This is a genomic window from Klebsiella sp. I138 (assembly GCF_051131765.1).
In the GTDB taxonomy this organism is placed as follows: Bacteria; Pseudomonadota; Gammaproteobacteria; order Enterobacterales; family Enterobacteriaceae; genus Klebsiella.
Genome location: NZ_CP180447.1, coordinates 3,414,005 through 3,431,816, shown reverse-complemented (window position 1 = coordinate 3,431,816; position 17,812 = coordinate 3,414,005). Strand labels below are relative to the sequence as shown.

Below are 17,812 nucleotides of genomic sequence, written 5' to 3'. Positions count from 1 at the left end.
CTCCATTAACAGCAGCGTACGCCGCCTTTGCCGTCACCGCCGTAGCGGGCCTGCTGGCGTTCGCGGAAGAATTCGTTATAGGTCATGTACGGTTTATCCGGATGGTTGGCTTGCATATGTTCAACGTAGTTGTCGTAGTCCGGAATGCCAATCAGCATTTTTGCCGCCTGACCGAGATATTTTTTTGCTTCGCCTAAGTTACCAAACATTGTGCGTTCCAGATAGAAAAAGCCCGGTGGCGCTACGCTTACCGGGCCTACAGGACCTTTGTAGGCCGGATTAGCGTAGCGCCATCCGGCATTTAAGGTTTAGTGATGCGAAGAGGTCTTCACGCCGCCTTCCGGGACCGGCACGTACGGGGTCTCTTTGTCGGTACGTACTTTATTATTACGCACGTTGAGCCACGTTTTGATGCCGTAGAAGATGATGCTGTAAACCACGACCAGGAACAGAATGCTCAGGCCAGCGTTGGTGTAGTTGTTCACCACGATATGGTTCATGTTGGCAATCTGCTGCGCGCTGAGTTCGCCACCGGCGGCAATCTTCTCTTTGTACTGCTGAGCCATGAAGAAGAAGCCTTCCATCTGCGGGTTGGTGCTGAACAGTTTCAGACCCAGTGCCCAGGTGGTACACAGCAGCAGCCAGGCGGCTGGGATTACGGTGACCCAGATGTATTTGGTGCGCTGCATTTTGACCAGTACTACGGTGCCCAGCACCAGCGCCACGGCTGCCAGCATCTGGTTAGAGATACCGAACAGCGGCCACAGGCTCTTCACGCCGCCCAGTGGGTCGACAACGCCTTGATACAGCAGGTAGCCCCACAGACCGACGCAGCCCGCCGTGCCCACGATCCCGGCTACCAGTGAGTCGGTTTTCTTCAGGAATGGCACGAAGTTACCCAGCAGATCCTGGAGCATAAAGCGACCGGCACGGGTACCGGCATCCAGTGCGGTCAGGATAAACAGTGCTTCAAACAGAATACCGAAGTGGTACCAGAAGCCCATATCCGCCATCGGGATGATTTTGTGGAACACGTGAGCGATACCGACGGCCAGCGTTGGCGCACCACCTGCACGGTTCAGTACCGACGGTTCACCGATATCTTTCGCCGTTTGCAGAATCTGTTCAGGCGAAATCACGAAGCCCCAGGAGCTGACGGTTGCTGCCGCATGGGCGGTCACTTCTTTCAGCTGTGCGGCAATCATTGCCGCGTTCTCACCACCCATTTCGTGCAGGTTTGGCATCACAATGCCCAGACCGGCCGGCGGGGTGTTCATCGCGAAGTAGAGACCCGGTTCAATAATGGATGCTGCGACCAGCGCCATCACCGCCACGAAGGACTCCATCAGCATCGCACCGTAGCCGATAAAGCGAGCATCGGTTTCGTTAGCCAGTAGTTTCGGCGTCGTGCCGGAGGCGATCAGCGCATGGAAGCCAGACACCGCACCGCAGGCGATAGTAATAAACAGGAACGGGAACAGCGCACCTTTCCACAGCGGGCCAGTACCATCGATGTACTGCGTCACCGCCGGCATTTTCAGGTCCGGGTTGAGGATGACGATACCCAGAGCCAGACCAACGATAACGCCGATTTTCAGGAACGTTGCGAGGTAGTCACGCGGCGCCAGAATCAGCCACACCGGCAGCAGCGCGGAGATAAACGCGTAGCCGATCAGGGTAAAGGTGATAGTGGTGTCTTTAAAGGTCAGCGCCGGGCCCCAGTACGGGTCGTGGGCAATCACGCCGCCGAAGTAAATGGAAGCGACCAGCAGCACGATACCAATCACCGAGACCTCGCCCACGCGTCCGGGGCGCAGGAAGCGCATGTAGATACCCATAAACAGCGCAATCGGCACGGTCGAGCAGACGGTGAAGACGCCCCACGGGCTTTCCGCCAGCGCTTTCACCACGATCAGCGCCAGCACCGCGAGGATGATAATCATAATCAGGAAGCAGCCGAACAGGGCGATAGACCCCGGTATCGGCCCCATCTCTTCTTTGATCATCTCACCCAGCGAGGAACCGTTACGGCGCGAGGAGATAAACAGCACCATAAAGTCCTGCACCGCACCGGCCAGCACCACACCCGCCAGCAGCCACAGGGTACCTGGGAGGTAGCCCATCTGCGCTGCCAGCACCGGACCGACCAGCGGGCCTGCGCCGGCAATCGCCGCAAAGTGGTGGCCGAACAGGACGTAGCGGTTGGTCGGGACGTAGTTCAGACCGTCGTTGTTAATGACCGCCGGCGTTGCGCGCGTCGGATCAAGCTTCATCACCTTCTGGGCGATGTACAGGCTGTAGTAGCGATAGGCCACCAGATAAACGGAAACCGACGCGACGACGATCCACAGGGCACTGACGTGCTCACCGCGGCGCAGGGCGACGACCGAGAGGCAAAATGCCCCGATGATTCCAAGAATCACCCAAGGTATGTGCTTGAATAGCTTTTTAGTATCCATAGTAAAACCTGGCGTTAATGAGATTAATAACAGGCCGAAGCCGTCTGGTTTTGAATTAGGGTTAGTGGAGGTATTGATTAGCTAGGCTGCATTCGATCTTGCCAGAACAGCGCGCGCGTAAAGTTGGGTAAGTTTGTGAGTGGTTATATGTAGGGCTAAGCGGTTGCCAGGCGGGATAAGCGGTTGGGCAGGAAATGAGCAGTGGAGAAACATGTGATTGAGATCACAAGATTTTTTCCGTCTCCTTTTCCTCCCCCGTTGGGGAGAGGAAGAAGAGAGGAAAAAGAGAAGAAGACAGAGAACAGTGAAAACCGGAAGAGAAGGACTGAGAGCGTTATACCGCGACGTCCATTTCCATCATCACCGGATGGAAACGACGCTTGAAGTAAATCAGCCCGTGGCCTTCCTGGCTCAGGGTGATGTTCTTGATCTCGACCAGATAGACCAGGTGACTACCGATAGTTTGTACCTGGCTTATCTCCCCTTCAAGGCTGGCCAGTGAACCTTTCAACACCGGCTGTCCCAGGGCCCCTTTTTGCCAGCAGGAGAGGCTAAAACGGTCTTCCATGGCCATCCCGGTCATTCCGGCAAAATGACGGGCCATCACTTCCTGCTCATGATTCAGCACGTTAACGCACAGCTTGCCATTGCCCTGGAACACCGGGTTCATCGCACTGTTGGCGTTGATACACACCATGACCGATGGCGGTGTATCGGTCACCGAGCACACCGCCGTTGCGGTGATGCCGCAGCGGCCGGCATCGCCTTCGGTGGTAATGACGTTGACCGCCGCCGACAGGCTGGACATGGCATCGCGAAAACGCAGACGTTGTTCATCTAATTGCATTGTGACCTCCCGCTGTGAATTACTTCAGCAGCTTATCCAACATATTGATATCAGCGTTGTTGTGCAGGTGTGGCACCGTCCAGCCGTTCTGGTCGTACTCGGACAGGCAGCGGTCGACCATCGCCATCATTTTGTCCATGTTGCCGGAACTCTGCGCCTGACGCAGACACTGCAGGCGGATCTCGTCCTGGCTTCCGGAATAGTTGATTTCATACAGCTCGTGGCGACCACCGAATTCGCTGCCGATCGCGTCCCACATCAGCTTGAGGATCTTAATGCGTTCAACGTGATCCATACCGTTTGAACCGCGAACGTATTTGGCCAGATACTGGTCGATCTGCGGATTATTCAAATCACGTGCGCTGGAAGGCAAGTAGATCAGGCCGCTGGTGACGTTACGTTCGATGATATTTTTGATCTTGGCGTAGGCCATCGGCGCCATGACGCGATAGGTTTGCAGCGCGGCGTGATCCGGCAGCCAGGCGCCATTGACCCACGGTGTGGCTTCGGAACACATGGAATCGCTCAACGCCCAGAACATATTGCGCCACGCCACCACTTCGCCGAGATCGGCCTGCACGCCGCGGAATTCCATAGTGCCGGTACATTCCAGAGAGCGCTTCAGCAGAGCGGTGATAAAGTCGAGTTTGACCGCCAGGCGTACGCAGGCCTGCAGCGGATACATCCGTGCAAAGCCGCCTTCCATCGTCCAGCGACGGCAGCGATCGAAATCGCGGTAAATCAGAACGTTTTCCCATGGGATCAGCACTTTATCCATGACCAGGATCGCATCGTTTTCGTCAAAGCGGCTGGAAAGCGGATAGTCGTACGGCGATCCGGTGACTCCTGCAACCATCTCATAGGAGGCGCGGGAGATAAGCTTGACGCCTTCGGCATCCATCGGGGCGACGAACATCAGTGCGAAGTCCGGGTTTTCCCCCATCACCTGAGCGGAACCAAAACCGATCATGTTGTAGTGGGTCAGCGCCGAGTTAGTGGCGACCACTTTTGCGCCGCTGACGATGATCCCGGCGTCGGTCTCTTTTTCCAGCTTGATGTAGACGTCTTTCACTTCGTCAGCTGGCTTATGACGGTCAATCGGTGGGTTGACGATTGCGTGGTTAAAGTACAAGCCGGTTTCCTGAATGCGGGTGTACCAGTTGCGGGCGTTCTGTTCAAACTGGCCGTAGAAGGCCGGGTTTGCACCCAGCGCGCAGCCAAAGGCGGCTTTGTAATCCGGGGTGCGGCCCATCCAGCCGTAGCTCAGGCGTGACCACTCGGCAATGGCGTCGCGCTGCTGGCGCAGGTCGTCGGCGCTTTTCGCGACGCGGAAGAACTTATGGGTATAGCCGCCGCTGCCAGTATCGGTGTTCCAGCACAGGGAGTCCTGCATTTCTGGTTTGTGCAGTGCGTCGTACAGCTGAGCGACGGAGGCGGCGGCGTTGCGGAATGCCGGGTGCGTGGTGACGTCTTTGACGCGCTCACCGTAGATGTAAATTTCGCGGCCATCCTGCAGGCTCTTCAGGTACTCTTCACCGGTTAACGGGCGTTTGGCATCTGCGCGGAAATCTTCAGGTTTCATAGGGGCCTCTTCAGTATTTATCGGAATATCCCGTCCTGCTTCAGGCAGCTCATCAGTTGGCCGCATCCGAAATATTCAGGGTATCAATGTTAAATTTATGTTTTGTTTTTGTTGTTCAATTGAAGCGGTTAAACGGGGTTTCGTGAAGAGACTTTTAGGTCAACGGCAGGTACTTTTCAGGCGGGGTTTGGTTCTGTGATCCAGGCGATGTTTTCACCCCGGAGACCTGTATTTTCCCCGGTAGCGCTGCGCTGACCGGGCTACAGACGGTGGTGTATGTGTAGCCCGGACAGGTGCGCAGCACCGCCTCCGGGGAGTTGTTAAGACACGGGTACTTTTTGCGCGCGGTACGCACTGGGTGAACAGCCCACCAGGCGGTTAAAAAAGCGGGCGAAATAGGCCGGGTCTTTGAACCCCAGCTGCCAGGCGATTTCATTGACCGCGCTGTCGGAAAACAACAGCAGCCGTTTGGCCTCGCGCAGCTGACGATCAAAGATCAGCCGCTTCGGTGGCCGGTTGGCAAAGCGGCGGCAAATATCAGTCAGCCGCGACTCGGTGACGTGTAGCTCATTGGCATAGTCCGGTACCGTCCAGTGCTGGTGGTAGTGGCTGTCGATCATCTGGTTAAAGCGCTGAAACAGTTTCAGTTCACCGCGCATCCCGCTGGCGGCATGGTCGTCGAGCTTCGCGTTTCGCAAAAGCAGAGTGAATACCGCCTGCGCCAGCAACGCCAGGGTATGTTCACCCCCCGGCAGCTGCGCGGTCGATTCGCGTTTGATCAGCTGCCAGTAGTGCGCCAGCGCCGTCAGCTCATCGGGTTTATCCGCCAGCGACAGGCATATCCCCGGCAGCCCGAAGGCTTCTCGCGTCCCGGGATAGAGCACCTCAAGCAGCGGCCAGATCAGGTCTTCCCGTACGGTCAGCACATGCCCGTCGCTGTCGGACTCGGTGATAAAAGCGTGCGGCACCGACGGCGGTGTCAAAACGAACAGCGGCGCCTGCACCGAGTAGCGGTGATCGTCGAGCTGCAGTTCAATCTGCCCGGTATCGAGAAAGTGCATCTGAAAGTACTGGTCGTGTCGATGCGCCTGCATGTCGCGGCCAAAAAAGGCCGCCATGCGGGCAAACGACTGGTAGTGCACGTCCTCGGTCCCCAGACTCTCATCGTAATCTTTGTTGATATCGATATTGGCGATTGAGGGCTGACACATGAGCACTCCTTAATGACTTTTCTGTGCGGCGAGCCCCGCCTCTGCGGCGGCATCATCCCGCGGGCTCATCGGGATCCTGGTCAACACCAGCGCACCGACGATCAGCAATCCGGCGACAAACCACAGTCCGGAGCTAAAGCTACCCGTGGCATCGCGCAGGATCCCGATCAGCAGCGGGCTGACGGCGGATCCGACGTTGCCGATAGCGTTGATGACCGCCAGCGCAACCGCCCGTGATTGCAGGCTGATCACCCTGTCTGGCGTAGTCCAGAAAATCGCCATCGCGGTAAAGGAGCCAACGGAAGCCATGATGATGCCGATCAGTTGGATCAGGCCATGGTGGGTGGCGGAGGCCAACAGCCACCCGGCTGCGGCGAACAGATAGGGCAGGATGGTATGCATCTTGCGCTCTTTAAGCCGGTCTGATCGTCGGCTCCACCAGAGCATCCCGAAAATAGTACAGAACTGCGGAATCGCTGCCAGCATGCCGATCACAATGTTGCTGCTACCGGTATTGAAGCTTTGCAGGATCTGCGGCGTCCAGATGTTAATGGCACTCAGGGTATTGGTCAGGCAGAAGTAGGCAAGCGTGTACATCAGCACCGCTGGCGTTAGCACTTCCCGCAGGGTCGAGCGACCTGAGGTCGGAAGAACGGTGGCGCTTTCGCGCTCGCGTTCAATCATGGTTTTCAGCGCCTGCTTCTCCTCGTTATCCAGCCAGCTGGCCTGATCCGGCGTATCATTGAGGAAGAACCAGGTCACCACGCCAAGCACCACCGACGGCAGTCCCTCCAGCAGAAACAGCCACTGCCAGCCCTTCAGGTTCCACAGGCCGTCAAGCGCCAGAATATAGCCGGAAAGGATCGAACCGAGCATCATGGTCACCGGCATTGCAATCATAAACAGGGCGTTGGCGCGGGCGCGATGATAGGCCGGGAACCACCAGGTCAGGTAGACAAGGATCCCCGGCAGGAAACCGGCCTCGGCGATACCGACCAGCATGCGCAGAAGATAAAGCGTATGCGGATTAGTGGCAAACATCGTACAGGTTGACGCGATCCCCCACACCACCATGATCCCGGCGATCCAACGGCGGGCGCCAACCTTGGCCAGCATGATATTGCTGGGGATCCCGCACATCACGTAGGTGACGTAAAACAGCGTCGCTGCCAGGCCAAACATGGTGGAGGTCAGACCGAGATCTTTACCCATCGTCAGGCCGGCGAAACCGATATTAATGCGATCCAAAAACGAGAACACAAAAAGCACAAACAGGAAGGTGATGAGTCGGCGAAACAGCTTTTTGATCACCCGGTTTTCTACTTCAAGGACTTTATTATCATTGTGTTGCAGGGTAGAGGTCGTCATGATGCGCTCCACATTATCCGTTTAGTAGACGGATTTATTGTTATCAGTTGTGGTGGTTGCTGCGTTGGTAAAACGTGCCGCCAGGGCTTCTGCGCCGCGGGCCAGCAGGGTGGTATCGACGCCAACGGCGACGAACAGCGCTCCCAGCTCGAGGTAGCGTTTTGCCAGCTGTTCATTGGCCATCAGAATGCCCGGGGCTTTGCCCGCCTCGCGAATCAGGGTGATGGCGCTTTCAATGGCCGCCTGCACCTCCGGATGCTGCGGATTACCGCCGAAGCCCATATCTGCACTAAGATCCGCCGGGCCGATAAACACCCCGTCAACGCCTTCCACTTCAAGGATCTGCGGCAGATTTTTTAACGCCTCGCGGGTTTCAATCTGCACCAGCACGCACATGGCGTCGTTAGCCTGATGGATATAGTCCGGCACGCGATTCCAGCGGGAAGCGCGAGCCAGGGCGCTGCCGACGCCGCGAATACCGGCCGGTGGGTAGCGGGTAGCCTTCACTGCCAGCTGCGCTTCAGCAGCGTTTTGTACCATCGGCACCAGCAGCGTTTGCGCACCGATATCCAGCAATTGCTTAATCTGCACCGGGTCGTTCCACGATGGGCGAACCACCGGCTGGCTGGGGTAGGGAGCTATTGCCTGAAGCTGGGTTAACACCGTTTGCACATTGTTCGGCGCGTGTTCACCATCGATCAGCAGCCAGTCAAACCCGGCGCCGGCCAGCAGCTCGGCGCTGTAGCTGCTGCACAGCCCCAGCCACAGGCCGATTTGAGGGCGCCCGGCCTGCAGCGCCTCTTTAAAGGTATTGTTCATCATCTTCCCCTTACACAAAGCGGCAGCTGATTGCGCCCATATTGCCGTAATCGACGTGGAAGGTGTCGCCCTTGCGCGCCGGTACCGGACGGGTAAACGATCCGCCGAGGATAATCTGTCCGGCTTCCAGTTGGACGTCATACGGCGCCAGCTTATTCGCCAGCCAGGCAACGCCGTTGGCCGGGTGATTCAGCACCCCAGCGGCGACGCCGGTCTCTTCGATCACCCCGTTGCGATACATCAGCGCGGAGATCCAGCGCAGATCCAGCTCATCGGGTTTAATCGGCCGACCGCCGAGGATCACCCCGGCGTTGGCGGCGTTATCGGAGATGGTGTCAAACACTTTGCGCGGGCGCTGAGTTTCCGGATCGATGTTGTGACAGCGGGCGTCGATCAGCTCCAGCGCCGGGATCACGTAATCGGTGGCGTTGTAGACATCGAACAGCGTGCAGTTTGGTCCGCGCAGCGGTTTCGCCAGCACGAATGCCAGCTCGACTTCAATGCGTGGCACGATAAAGCGGTCGGTAGGAATGTCGCTGCCGTCGTGGAAGAACATATCGTCGAGCAGCGCGCCATAGTCCGGTTCGCTGATTTGCGAACTGGCCTGCATTGCTTTGGAGGTCAGGCCGATCTTATGGCCTTTGAGCACCCGGCCTTCGGCGATCTTCATCTCGACCCACTCGCGCTGGACGGCGTATGCGTCCTCAATAGTGATCGACGGGTAATCCAGGGAGATCGCACGGATCTGTTCACGCTGCTTTTCGGCCTGATTCAGTCGCTGGGCGATCAGCGTGCGGGTCTGTTTATCGAGCATAGTGGCTTCCTGTTACGTCATTCGGTGCTGCGGCGCCGGGTACCCGGCCTACGGTTCGTTTCACTTGTGCCTTTTGCAGGCCCGGTAAGCGCAGCGCCCCCGGGCAAAAGAGGCCGCTATTTAAAGAGCGCGTGCACGTTGTTCTGTTTGTAATTCAGCGTCGGGTGTAGTTCTTCAATCTCAAAAGACAGCGCCAGATAGCGGCTCTCCATCAGGGCGGCGAAGTGGGTTTTAATCAGCCCAAACAGCATTTCGCCAACCTCTTCACGGCTTTCCAGGCTACGCCCGCTGCCGATTTTCAGCGTCATATGCACGAAGGCGTAATCGTGCTTGCCGTCAGCCATCTGCCAGGTATCCAGCCAGATAGCGCGGCTGCGGATCCCGCCAATCGGGAAGATGCCGGTGGCGGCGAGCGCCTGGTTGACCTGGGCGAACAGGCCGGGTAAATCCGCCTGTTCGCGGATGTTCTCGGTACATTCAGCGATAAAGTGCGGCATAGTGGCTCCTTACGCCTGGGCCGGCAGCGGGAATACGGCATTCACCTGGCCGGTACCGGAGCTGGCGAACAGGTCGGTGATAAACTCGACCTTGCCATCGTATTTGTCCCAGCCGAGCACGCCGAGCAGCATCACCGTGTCGTGCATATTGCCTTCGCCGTAGCAGTAGTCGGCGTACTCCGGCAGCATGGTGCAGAACTCTTTGAACTTGCCTTCACGCCACAGCTTCACCACGCGCTCATCCATCTGATGGTCGAATTCGCGGGTATAGCTGTTCATCCCTTCTTCGGCGCGCTGGTCGTCGATAAAGCGGTGCGACAGCGAACCACTGGCGAAGACGGCGACGGTACCGTCATATTTTTCAATCGCTTTGACGATGGCTTCACCCAGCCTGCGGCTGTCGGCAAAATCGTGAACGGTGCAGAACGCCGAAATCGAGACCACTTTGAAATGCTTATCGCTGTTCATGTAGCGCATCGGCACCAGGGTGCCGTACTCCAGCTTCAGGCTCGGGATGTTGTGCGCTTTTGCCCGCACGCCCAGCTTGACCGCTTCGTCGGCAATCAGCTGGCCCAGCTCCGGGTTGCCGTCGTAGTCATAGGTCATGTCGCGAATAAAGTGCGGCAGTTCGTTGCTGGTATAGACGCCTTTGAAATGGTCGGCGCAGTTAATGTGGTAGGCGCTGTTGACCAGCCAGTGGGTATCAAAAACAATAATGGTATCAACGCCCATTTCACGGCAGCGCTTGCCAATTTCTTTATGTCCATCGATAGCTGCCTGACGGCAACCATGATTTTTCCCTGGCAGTTCAGAGAGATACATTGACGGCACGTGAGTGATTTTGGCGGCTAACGCTAATTTGCCCATGCGGTGTTCTCCTTACATAACCTGAATAGTGTGGGCCGCAACCAACCGGTATGCGGCTCGACGGATGACGGTTATACGCCCCATTTCGGGATCGGATGGTCACCCATGGAAATACAGACGTTTTTCATTTCGGCGAATACTTCAAAGCTGTACTCGCCGCCTTCACGGCCGGTGCCGGAGGCTTTTACGCCGCCAAACGGCTGGCGCAGGTCGCGGACGTTCTGGGTATTGACGAATACCATGCCGGCTTCAATGCCGCGCGCCAGACGCAGAACCTTGCTGATATCCTGGGTCCAGATGTAGGACGCCAGGCCATATTCGATGTCATTCGCCAGGCGCAGCCCTTCCGCTTCGTCTTTAAACGGCAGCAGGCAGGCCACCGGGCCAAAAATCTCTTCTTGCGCGACACGCATCCGGTTATCCACATCGGCCAGTACCGTCGGACGCAGGAAGTTGCCGCCTTTGAGATGCGCTGGCAAATCGGACGGTTTGTCCGGGCCGCCGGCCAGCAGGGTGGCGCCTTCTTCGATCCCCAGGCGGATATAGCCGGAGACTTTTTCCCAGTGCTGTTGGCTGATCAGCGCCCCAACCTGGGTATTTGGATCGGTCGGATCGCCCACGCGCAGACGATTGGCGCGTTCCGCAAAGCGTTTGACGAACTCCGGATAGATACTCTGCTGAATAAAGATGCGCGACCCGGCGGTGCAGCGTTCGCCGTTGATCGAGAAGATGGTGAACAGGGCGGCATCCAGCGCGCGCTCGATATCGGCATCTTCAAAAATCAGCACCGGGGATTTGCCGCCCAGCTCCATGGAATATTTTTTTAGCCCGGCATTTTTCATGATGTTGCGTCCGGTGGCGGTGCCACCGGTAAACGACACGGCGCGGATGTCATGGTGACGTACCAGCGCGTCGCCGGCGCTGGCACCGTAGCCCTGTACCACGTTGAGTACGCCGGCCGGAATACCCGCTTCCAGCGCCAGCTCACCCAGGCGGTCGGCGGTCAGCGGCGACAGTTCAGACATTTTCAGCACCGCGGTGTTACCCAGCGCCAGGCAAGGCGCGACCTTCCAGGTGGCGGTCATAAACGGTACGTTCCACGGCGATACCAGCGCACAGACGCCAACCGGCTGCACGAGGGTGTAGTTGAGCATCTTGTCGTCAACCGGGTAGGTTTTGCCGTTCATCTGCTGGCACACTTCGGCAAAAAACTCGAAGTTGTGCGAGGCGCGTGGAATCAGCACATTTTTGGTCTGATGGATAGGCAGACCAGTATCGGCGGTTTCCATCGCGGCAATCTCCGGGACGTTCTGATCGATCAGATCGCCCAGGCGACGCATCAGGCGCGCGCGCTCTTTCATCGGCAGGTTGGCCCATTTCGGGAACGCCTCTTTTGCAGCGGCAACGGCCTGATTCACTTCGGCTTCACCGCCGGAGGCGACTTCCGCCAACACTTCGCCGGTCGCCGGATTGGTGGTATGGAAATAGTCGGTGCCTGCGACGTTTTTGCCGTTGATCCAATGGTTAATTTTTTTCATGACAGCTTCTCCTCATAGGCTTGCTGGCTGATGATGCGGTTGACCAGGCGGCCGACGCCTTCGACTTCGACGATCACTTCGTCACCCGGCACCACGTCGGACAGCCCTTTCGGCGTGCCGGTGGCGATCATGTCGCCCGGTTGCAGGGTCATGAATTCGCTCAGGTAAGCGATCAGGAACGGGACGCTGAAGATCAGATCGGCCGTGGTGCCCTGCTGGCGCAGTTCGCCGTTAACCCAGGTGCTCAGGGTCAGATTATGCGGATCCGGGATCGCCTCTTTTGCGACTACCCATGGCCCGATGGGCGTCAGCGTGTCGCGGCTTTTCACTCGCAGATTCGGCCGGTAGTAGTTTTCCAGGTAGTCGCGAATGGCGTAGTCGTTGCAGACGGTGTAGCCGGCGACGTAGTCCATGGCATCAGCCTCGGCGACGCGGCGTGCGGTTTTGCCTATCACTACCACCAGTTCGGCTTCGTAATGCATGTACTCAACGTTATCCGGACGAACCGACTCTTGCTCGTGGCCGATAAAAGTGTTCGGCGCTTTGATAAAGACCAGCGGCTCTTCCGGCGGTTTAAACTCCAGCTCGCTGGCGTGGTCGGCATAGTTCAGACCCAGCGCGAACAGGGTTCCGTCGGCGGGAGGCAGCCAGCGGAATTCGCCTGATTTAAGCAAGGTGCCATCGGCGAGGCGAACCTGGTTGCGTTCATCGACCTGTACGTCGTAGCGGGCGCCTTGCCATTCAATACGTGCCTGTTTCATGCCAGCTCTCCTTCTGCAACAACCGGGTTTTCCAGCGCCGGGAAACCTTCGGCGAGGATCCGCACGCGGTCGCCTGGTTGCAGCGTGACGCGGGCGTGAGGGGTTCCGATCAGAATGGCATCCCCGGGGTTCAGGGTGGCAAACTCGCTCAGCGCGCTTAACAGTTCGGCGGCATTACGCTGCAGATCGCCGGTGTTCCAGCTGTCGGCTTCGCGGCCGTTGATCTCCGTGATGATGGTCAGATTGTCCACGTTATTTATCGGGGAGAGGGCACCGATCGGGCAGAAACCATCGCGGCATTTGGCTTTGATCGCCGGGCGGTAGAAGCTCTCTTCCGGCAGGCTGACGTCATTGGCCAGGGCGTAGCCGGCAATAAAAGAGGCGGCCTTGTCGGTGGGAACTTTGCGGGCCGTTTTGCCGACGATCAGCGCGACGGTGGCGCCGCTCTGCACGGTTTCGCCCTGCGGATACGGAATTGCCTCGCCCGCACCGATAACGGTATTGCGGGGTTTGATAAACCAGACCGCGGTCTTCGGCGGCGTTTTGTAAGGGGCCTGTTGGAACGCGTCGCGCCAGGCGTCAAGCTGGCTGCGATGGTTGAGCGCAACGGCGAAGATGGTACCTTTCATTCACCACTCCTCTGGTACTGATGTCGGATGCTAAGGGGTATTCATTAATATGTTAATGATCATCTTTTATTCTTTGTGGCGAGGTTTGGCAAACAGAAGTGAATGTTTTGTGATCTGATTAACAATAAATTTACAGTGAAATTTTTTATATGTTAAAAATCATATTGTTAATATTTTTTATGCTCTCGACCGGTACTTTTCAGGTGCAGAAACCGGTTGCGTCATGGCAGGATAGGCGCTAATTATTAACTTATTAATAAACTCAAGAATGTGATGCCGAGGGTATGTCATGCATGATTCGTTAACCATTGCGTTGTTGCAGGCGCGGGAAGCGGCGATGGGCCATTTCCGACCGATCGTTAAACGCCATAATCTCACCGAGCAACAGTGGCGTATCGTGCGCATCCTCGCGGAAAACCCGTCGATGGACTTTCACGATCTGGCGTTCCGCGCCTGCATTCTGCGTCCCAGTCTGACCGGTATTTTGACCCGTATGGAGCGCGACGGCCTGGTGCTGCGCCTTAAACCGGTCAACGATCAGCGCAAACTGTATATCTCACTGACGCCGGCGGGCCATACGCTGTATGAAAGTGCGCAGGCGCAGGTGGAAGAGGCCTATCGCCTGATTGAAACGCAATTCACCAGTGAAAAGATGCAGCAGCTGACTACGCTGCTGGAGGAGTTTATCGCGCTCGGCAACCGTCGGGGCGCCGGGCGCAGCGATGAGTGTGATGAGGAAGAGTAAATCAGCGCGTCGTGCGGGTGTGGTTCAGCGCGATAAGCGTTTCTGTTCTGGCAGGAGAGAGCGGCTCGCGCGGCTGCGGTAGCGGCCAGCCGTACAGCCAACGGGCGGTAGCCGCACAGGTTTTCCCCTGGCAGGCTCCCATTCCACAGCGGCGGGTCAGTTTTGCGTGATTCCAGCTGTCGGCATCGGCAACGTCGCCGCAGCGCACATCTTCGCAGCGGCACAGCAGGCTGTCCGGCGTAGCGGCGTTTTTCAAGCTCTCTGGCAGAGCAAACGTGCGGTTTATGGTATTAGCAAAACCCTGCCAGCGCTCGCGACGGGTGAAGAGGGCCTGTGCGGGCACCTCGGCGTCAGCTGCCGCAAAGCCGGCAATTTCACCCTCCGCCAGCGCCAGTTCGCTCCCGCCGAAGCCGGTACATTCCCCAGCGGCATAGATGCCCGCAGTACTGGTCTCCTGCCAGCGATTCACCTGTATTGCCTCGCCGGCTATCGCGCAGCCGAAGAGCAGCGCGGTTTCAACATTGGGGACCAGGCCGTAGCCGATAGCCAGCCGCTGGCAGGCTATCGTCCGCTCAACGCCCCGGGCGTCGCGTAACGTAATGGCTTCAAGCTGTGTCTGACCGTGGGCGCGGATGACCTGGCTGCCGCTCAGGTAGCGGCGCGGGGCGAGAGTGGCCAGTTGGCGGAGCTTTTCCGGCCAGCGCCACAGGCTGCTGCCGAAACGCCACAGCGCGCTGAGCGGGGCCTGTTCGATAATCTGCTGAACTTTGCCGCCGCTTTTTGTCACCGTCCCGGCCACCGCCAGCAGCAGCGGGCCGCTACCGGCAATCACCACTTTTTGTCCCTGTAGCGTCAGGCCGTGTTTGATTTGTGCCTGCAGCCCGCCTGCGCCGGTGACGCCGGGTAGCGTCCAGCCGGGGAACGGCAGCGACAGTTCGCGTGCGCCGCAGCAGAGGATCAGCTTTTGCCACTCAACCGTCCCGCAGTCGTCGGTGGTTTCAAACAGGACGCTATGGGCTGAGGGGCGGGCGATAAGCCGGGCGCCGTTTAGCAAGGTGATATTTTTCTCCGCGGCAACGGCTTCCCGGTAGCGGCGCGCAAGGCCGGGGAGGGCCACCTGCGGGCCGTCGCGCCAGATCTGTCCGCCGGGGCGCGGATTGTCATCGAGGATAATAACCTGTTTCCCGCAGGAGGCGGCGGCCAGCGCGGCGGCAAGACCCGCCGGGCCGGAGCCAATAATCAAAATGTCACAGCGCAGCGTTTGCATGGCGGCTCCTTTCAATCGTCATTTCGGGCTGGCACAGCGTCTGGCAGGCCAGTACCCGCCGTCCGTTGACGGTCACCCGGCACTCCTGGCAAATCCCCATGCCGCAAAAAGGGGCCCGGGGCTGACCATTCACGCTCACGCGGGTGGTGGGATCCATCGTTAACGCCAGCGCTGCCGCGACGCTGATCCCTTCAGGGACATCGCGTATTTCACCTTCAATCATGACCGGGATAGTCTGGCTCATGCGATAGCCTCATTTTTCAACATGCGGGCCGGTAACCAGGCGTCGGGGGCTAGCGGGCAGCGCTCGCCCAATAGCTGGGCGGCGAGCAGCTCCGCGCTGGCGGGAGCGGTGGTGACGCCGAGTCCTTCATGGCCCAGCGCCAGCCACAGGCCGGAGCGTGACGGGTGCGGACCAATCAGGGGGTTCCCGTCCTCTGATGCGGCGCGAAAGCCGCTCCAGCAGCGGATAATATTCAGCCCGCCCAGGGCTGGCAGGAAGTGTCGGGCGCGATCGAGCATCTGCGCCAGCAGGGGTAAATCCAGCTGGCGTTCCGAGGTATCAAACTGGCGTGAAGAACCAATCAGCAGCTGCCCGGTCGGACGCGGCTGAACGTTGAACGCGACCGAGGTGCCGCCACCGTGGGCGCTGGCGCCGTAGCCGAGTTCGACCAACTGGTGATGGAGCAACGGGCCATAGCGGTCGGTGATTGCCAGTTGGCCTTTCTTTGGCCGGAGCCAGTTTTCTGCCAGCAACGCGTTTGCTTTCAGGCCGCAGGCGACCACGATTGCCGGCGCTTGTAGCCGTTTTCCGCTGGTCAGCGTTACCGCTGGTTCGGTAATTTCCGTAGCACCTTCTGCGAGACAGGTCAGGTTGTCCCCTGCGTCGGCGATAAACCAGCGTGCCACTTCAGGGGCGTAGACGATGCCATCGCCGGGAACCCATAGCCCGCCGTGAAGCCCTCCACGCAACAGCGGTTCCCGCTGCATCAGCTGTGAGGGGGTCTGCATCTCGCTGGCGGCCTGATATTCCGCCATCCGCCGCTGTTTTTCCCGGGCGATGTCCAGCTCCTGCGCTGTTTCCGCCAGCCACAGGGTGCCGCAGCCGCGCCAGGCGCAGCGCTCGGGCATTCGTGGCGTGAGGGTGCGCCAACGTGCCAGTGACCAGGCAGAAAGCGCAAGTTCGGCGGGGTCGTCATCCATACACACCAGATGTCCCATTCCGGCCGCCGTCGCCCCAGGCTGACGATCGTCGAGCAGAATAACTTTTTGCCCCCGTTTCGCCAGCTGCCATGCGCAGGCGGCGCCGATGATCCCGGCGCCGATCACGATGACGTCGGCGTGGTTCACGGGACGATCCCCCAGCAGAAGGGATCGTCAGGGTTGAGGATCAGGCGGGTATCACCGCAAACCCAGGCTTCGCCGCGGATCGTCGGAATGATACCGGCGGCACTGCGCGCATAGCTGGCGGTAAACTGGCTGCCGATAATGCTGGCCTGGCGCCAGATCTCGCCGGGTTGCAGCTTACCGTCTTCGGCCAGGCAGGCCAGCTTGGCGCTGGTTCCGGTGCCGCACGGCGAGCGATCCCACGCTTTCCCAGGGCACAGCACGAAGCTGCGGCTATCGGCTTCGACGTCGTCGGCAAAGAGTTCTATATGATCGATTTCACCGCCGTCGTCGCCGCGGATCCCGGCGGCTTCCAGCCCTTCACGCACCGCCCATGCGTAATCGGTGAGCTGAGGGATTTGGGCAGGTTCGAGAGCGAAAGGGTGATCGTTGATGAGGAAAAACCAGTTGCCACCCCAGGCAATATCGCCGGTGACGGTGCCCGCGGATGTGTTGACGCTGACCTGTTTTTTCCCGCGCCGGGCCGGGACGTTCTCCACCGAGACGCTACCGTCGTCATGCAGGGTCGCGCTGACGTTACCCACTGGCGTTTCAATCAGATGCGTGCCCGGCTGAATGCGGCCAAGCCACGCCAGCGAGGCGATGAGTCCGATGGTGCCGTGCCCGCACATATTCAGGAAGCCGGCGTTGTTGAAAAAAATGACGCCGGCAGTTGCCTCTGGCGAAACGGGCTTACACAGCAGTGCCCCGACCAGCACATCGTTGCCGCGCGGTTCGAGGATAATGGCCTGACGCCAGATGTCGAATTCGCGGGCAAAGCGTTCACGGCGTTCCGCCATGCTGCCGTCGCCGAGATCCGGAAAACCCTCCACGATCAGGCGGGTCGGTTCGCCGCCGGTATGAGAATCAATGGCTCTGAGTTCAATGGGGTGGCGTGGCGCGGTCATGACTATCTCCGAAGGTTAACGATTTGTTTCATCATGCTGGCGTAACAGACCGCCTGCGGCTTGAACGCTTTCACCAGAGAAAATGACGAAATCAGCACAGTAAACGACAGCATT

The 17,812-nt window shown here is 58.6% G+C and carries 16 protein-coding genes and 1 pseudogene; 1 reads left to right on the top strand and 16 read right to left on the bottom strand.

The features are described 5' to 3' along the window. Positions 1 to 5: 5 nt before the first annotated feature. The 12 genes and pseudogenes from ACMYSK_RS16000 to ACMYSK_RS15945 form a co-directional block, all read right to left on the bottom strand. Positions 6 to 209, bottom strand: a complete 204-nt coding sequence (locus ACMYSK_RS16000) for a YbdD/YjiX family protein (RefSeq protein WP_434636779.1) — start codon at positions 207 to 209, stop codon at positions 6 to 8. Positions 210 to 308: 99 nt separating this feature from the next. After that, complete coding sequence (locus tag ACMYSK_RS15995; protein ID WP_434636777.1) at positions 309 to 2,459, bottom strand: carbon starvation CstA family protein; 2,151 nt, start codon at positions 2,457 to 2,459, stop codon at positions 309 to 311. A 334-nt stretch (positions 2,460 to 2,793) separates the two neighbouring features. Continuing rightward, a complete protein-coding gene (locus tag ACMYSK_RS15990; protein WP_434636775.1) occupies positions 2,794 to 3,306 on the bottom strand; it encodes a 4-hydroxyphenylacetate 3-monooxygenase reductase subunit in 513 nt (170 codons plus the stop codon). Between the two features lie 19 nt (positions 3,307 to 3,325). Beyond that, entirely contained in the window at positions 3,326 to 4,888 is a 1,563-nt protein-coding gene (hpaB, locus tag ACMYSK_RS15985; RefSeq protein WP_434636773.1) for a 4-hydroxyphenylacetate 3-monooxygenase, oxygenase component, read from the bottom strand. Between the two features lie 320 nt (positions 4,889 to 5,208). Further along, positions 5,209 to 6,099 carry a 4-hydroxyphenylacetate catabolism regulatory protein HpaA gene (gene hpaA / locus ACMYSK_RS15980; RefSeq protein WP_434636771.1) on the bottom strand — a complete coding sequence of 297 codons (891 nt, stop codon included), beginning with the start codon at positions 6,097 to 6,099 and terminating at the stop codon, positions 5,209 to 5,211. 9 nt (positions 6,100 to 6,108) lie between these two features. After that, a complete protein-coding gene (gene hpaX / locus ACMYSK_RS15975) occupies positions 6,109 to 7,467 on the bottom strand; it encodes a 4-hydroxyphenylacetate permease (RefSeq protein ID WP_434636769.1) in 1,359 nt (452 codons plus the stop codon). Positions 7,468 to 7,488: 21 nt separating this feature from the next. Beyond that, positions 7,489 to 8,286: a 4-hydroxy-2-oxoheptanedioate aldolase gene (gene hpaI / locus ACMYSK_RS15970; protein ID WP_434644164.1), complete on the bottom strand. Its 798-nt coding sequence runs from the start codon at positions 8,284 to 8,286 to the stop codon at positions 7,489 to 7,491. A 10-nt stretch (positions 8,287 to 8,296) separates the two neighbouring features. Next, entirely contained in the window at positions 8,297 to 9,100 is an 804-nt protein-coding gene (gene hpaH, locus ACMYSK_RS15965) for a 2-oxo-hept-4-ene-1,7-dioate hydratase (protein ID WP_434636768.1), read from the bottom strand. A 116-nt stretch (positions 9,101 to 9,216) separates the two neighbouring features. Further along, on the bottom strand, positions 9,217 to 9,597 hold the full coding sequence (locus ACMYSK_RS15960; RefSeq protein WP_434636766.1) for a 5-carboxymethyl-2-hydroxymuconate Delta-isomerase: 381 nt from the start codon (positions 9,595 to 9,597) through the stop codon (positions 9,217 to 9,219). Between the two features lie 9 nt (positions 9,598 to 9,606). Next, positions 9,607 to 10,464, bottom strand: a complete 858-nt coding sequence (hpaD, locus tag ACMYSK_RS15955; protein ID WP_434636764.1) for a 3,4-dihydroxyphenylacetate 2,3-dioxygenase — start codon at positions 10,462 to 10,464, stop codon at positions 9,607 to 9,609. A 71-nt stretch (positions 10,465 to 10,535) separates the two neighbouring features. Then, complete coding sequence (gene hpaE, locus ACMYSK_RS15950) at positions 10,536 to 12,002, bottom strand: 5-carboxymethyl-2-hydroxymuconate semialdehyde dehydrogenase (protein ID WP_434636762.1); 1,467 nt, start codon at positions 12,000 to 12,002, stop codon at positions 10,536 to 10,538. Continuing rightward, positions 11,999 to 13,392 (bottom strand): annotated as a pseudogene (locus tag ACMYSK_RS15945) (fumarylacetoacetate hydrolase family protein). The gene hpaE and the pseudogene ACMYSK_RS15945 overlap by 4 nt, the downstream one beginning before the upstream one ends. Before the next feature lie 289 nt (positions 13,393 to 13,681). Here ACMYSK_RS15945 and hpaR point away from each other — a divergent pair. Then, entirely contained in the window at positions 13,682 to 14,137 is a 456-nt protein-coding gene (gene hpaR, locus ACMYSK_RS15940) for a homoprotocatechuate degradation operon regulator HpaR (RefSeq protein ID WP_434636761.1), read from the top strand. Position 14,138: 1 nt separating this feature from the next. Here hpaR and ACMYSK_RS15935 read toward each other — a convergent pair whose 3' ends face one another. The 4 genes from ACMYSK_RS15935 to ACMYSK_RS15920 are packed head-to-tail and all read right to left on the bottom strand — an operon-like array spanning position 14,139 to position 17,698. Next, positions 14,139 to 15,404 (bottom strand): FAD-dependent oxidoreductase, encoded by a 1,266-nt coding sequence (locus ACMYSK_RS15935; RefSeq protein ID WP_434636759.1) that lies wholly within the window; start codon positions 15,402 to 15,404, stop codon positions 14,139 to 14,141. Further along, a complete protein-coding gene (locus tag ACMYSK_RS15930; RefSeq protein WP_434636757.1) occupies positions 15,385 to 15,648 on the bottom strand; it encodes a 2Fe-2S iron-sulfur cluster-binding protein in 264 nt (87 codons plus the stop codon). The genes ACMYSK_RS15935 and ACMYSK_RS15930 overlap by 20 nt, the downstream gene beginning before the upstream one ends. Next, a complete protein-coding gene (locus tag ACMYSK_RS15925; protein ID WP_434636755.1) occupies positions 15,645 to 16,754 on the bottom strand; it encodes an NAD(P)/FAD-dependent oxidoreductase in 1,110 nt (369 codons plus the stop codon). Before ACMYSK_RS15925 ends, ACMYSK_RS15930 begins: the two co-directional genes overlap by 4 nt. Continuing rightward, positions 16,751 to 17,698, bottom strand: a complete 948-nt coding sequence (locus tag ACMYSK_RS15920) for a 4-hydroxyproline epimerase (protein WP_434636753.1) — start codon at positions 17,696 to 17,698, stop codon at positions 16,751 to 16,753. The genes ACMYSK_RS15925 and ACMYSK_RS15920 overlap by 4 nt, the downstream gene beginning before the upstream one ends. Positions 17,699 to 17,812: the final 114 nt, after the last annotated feature.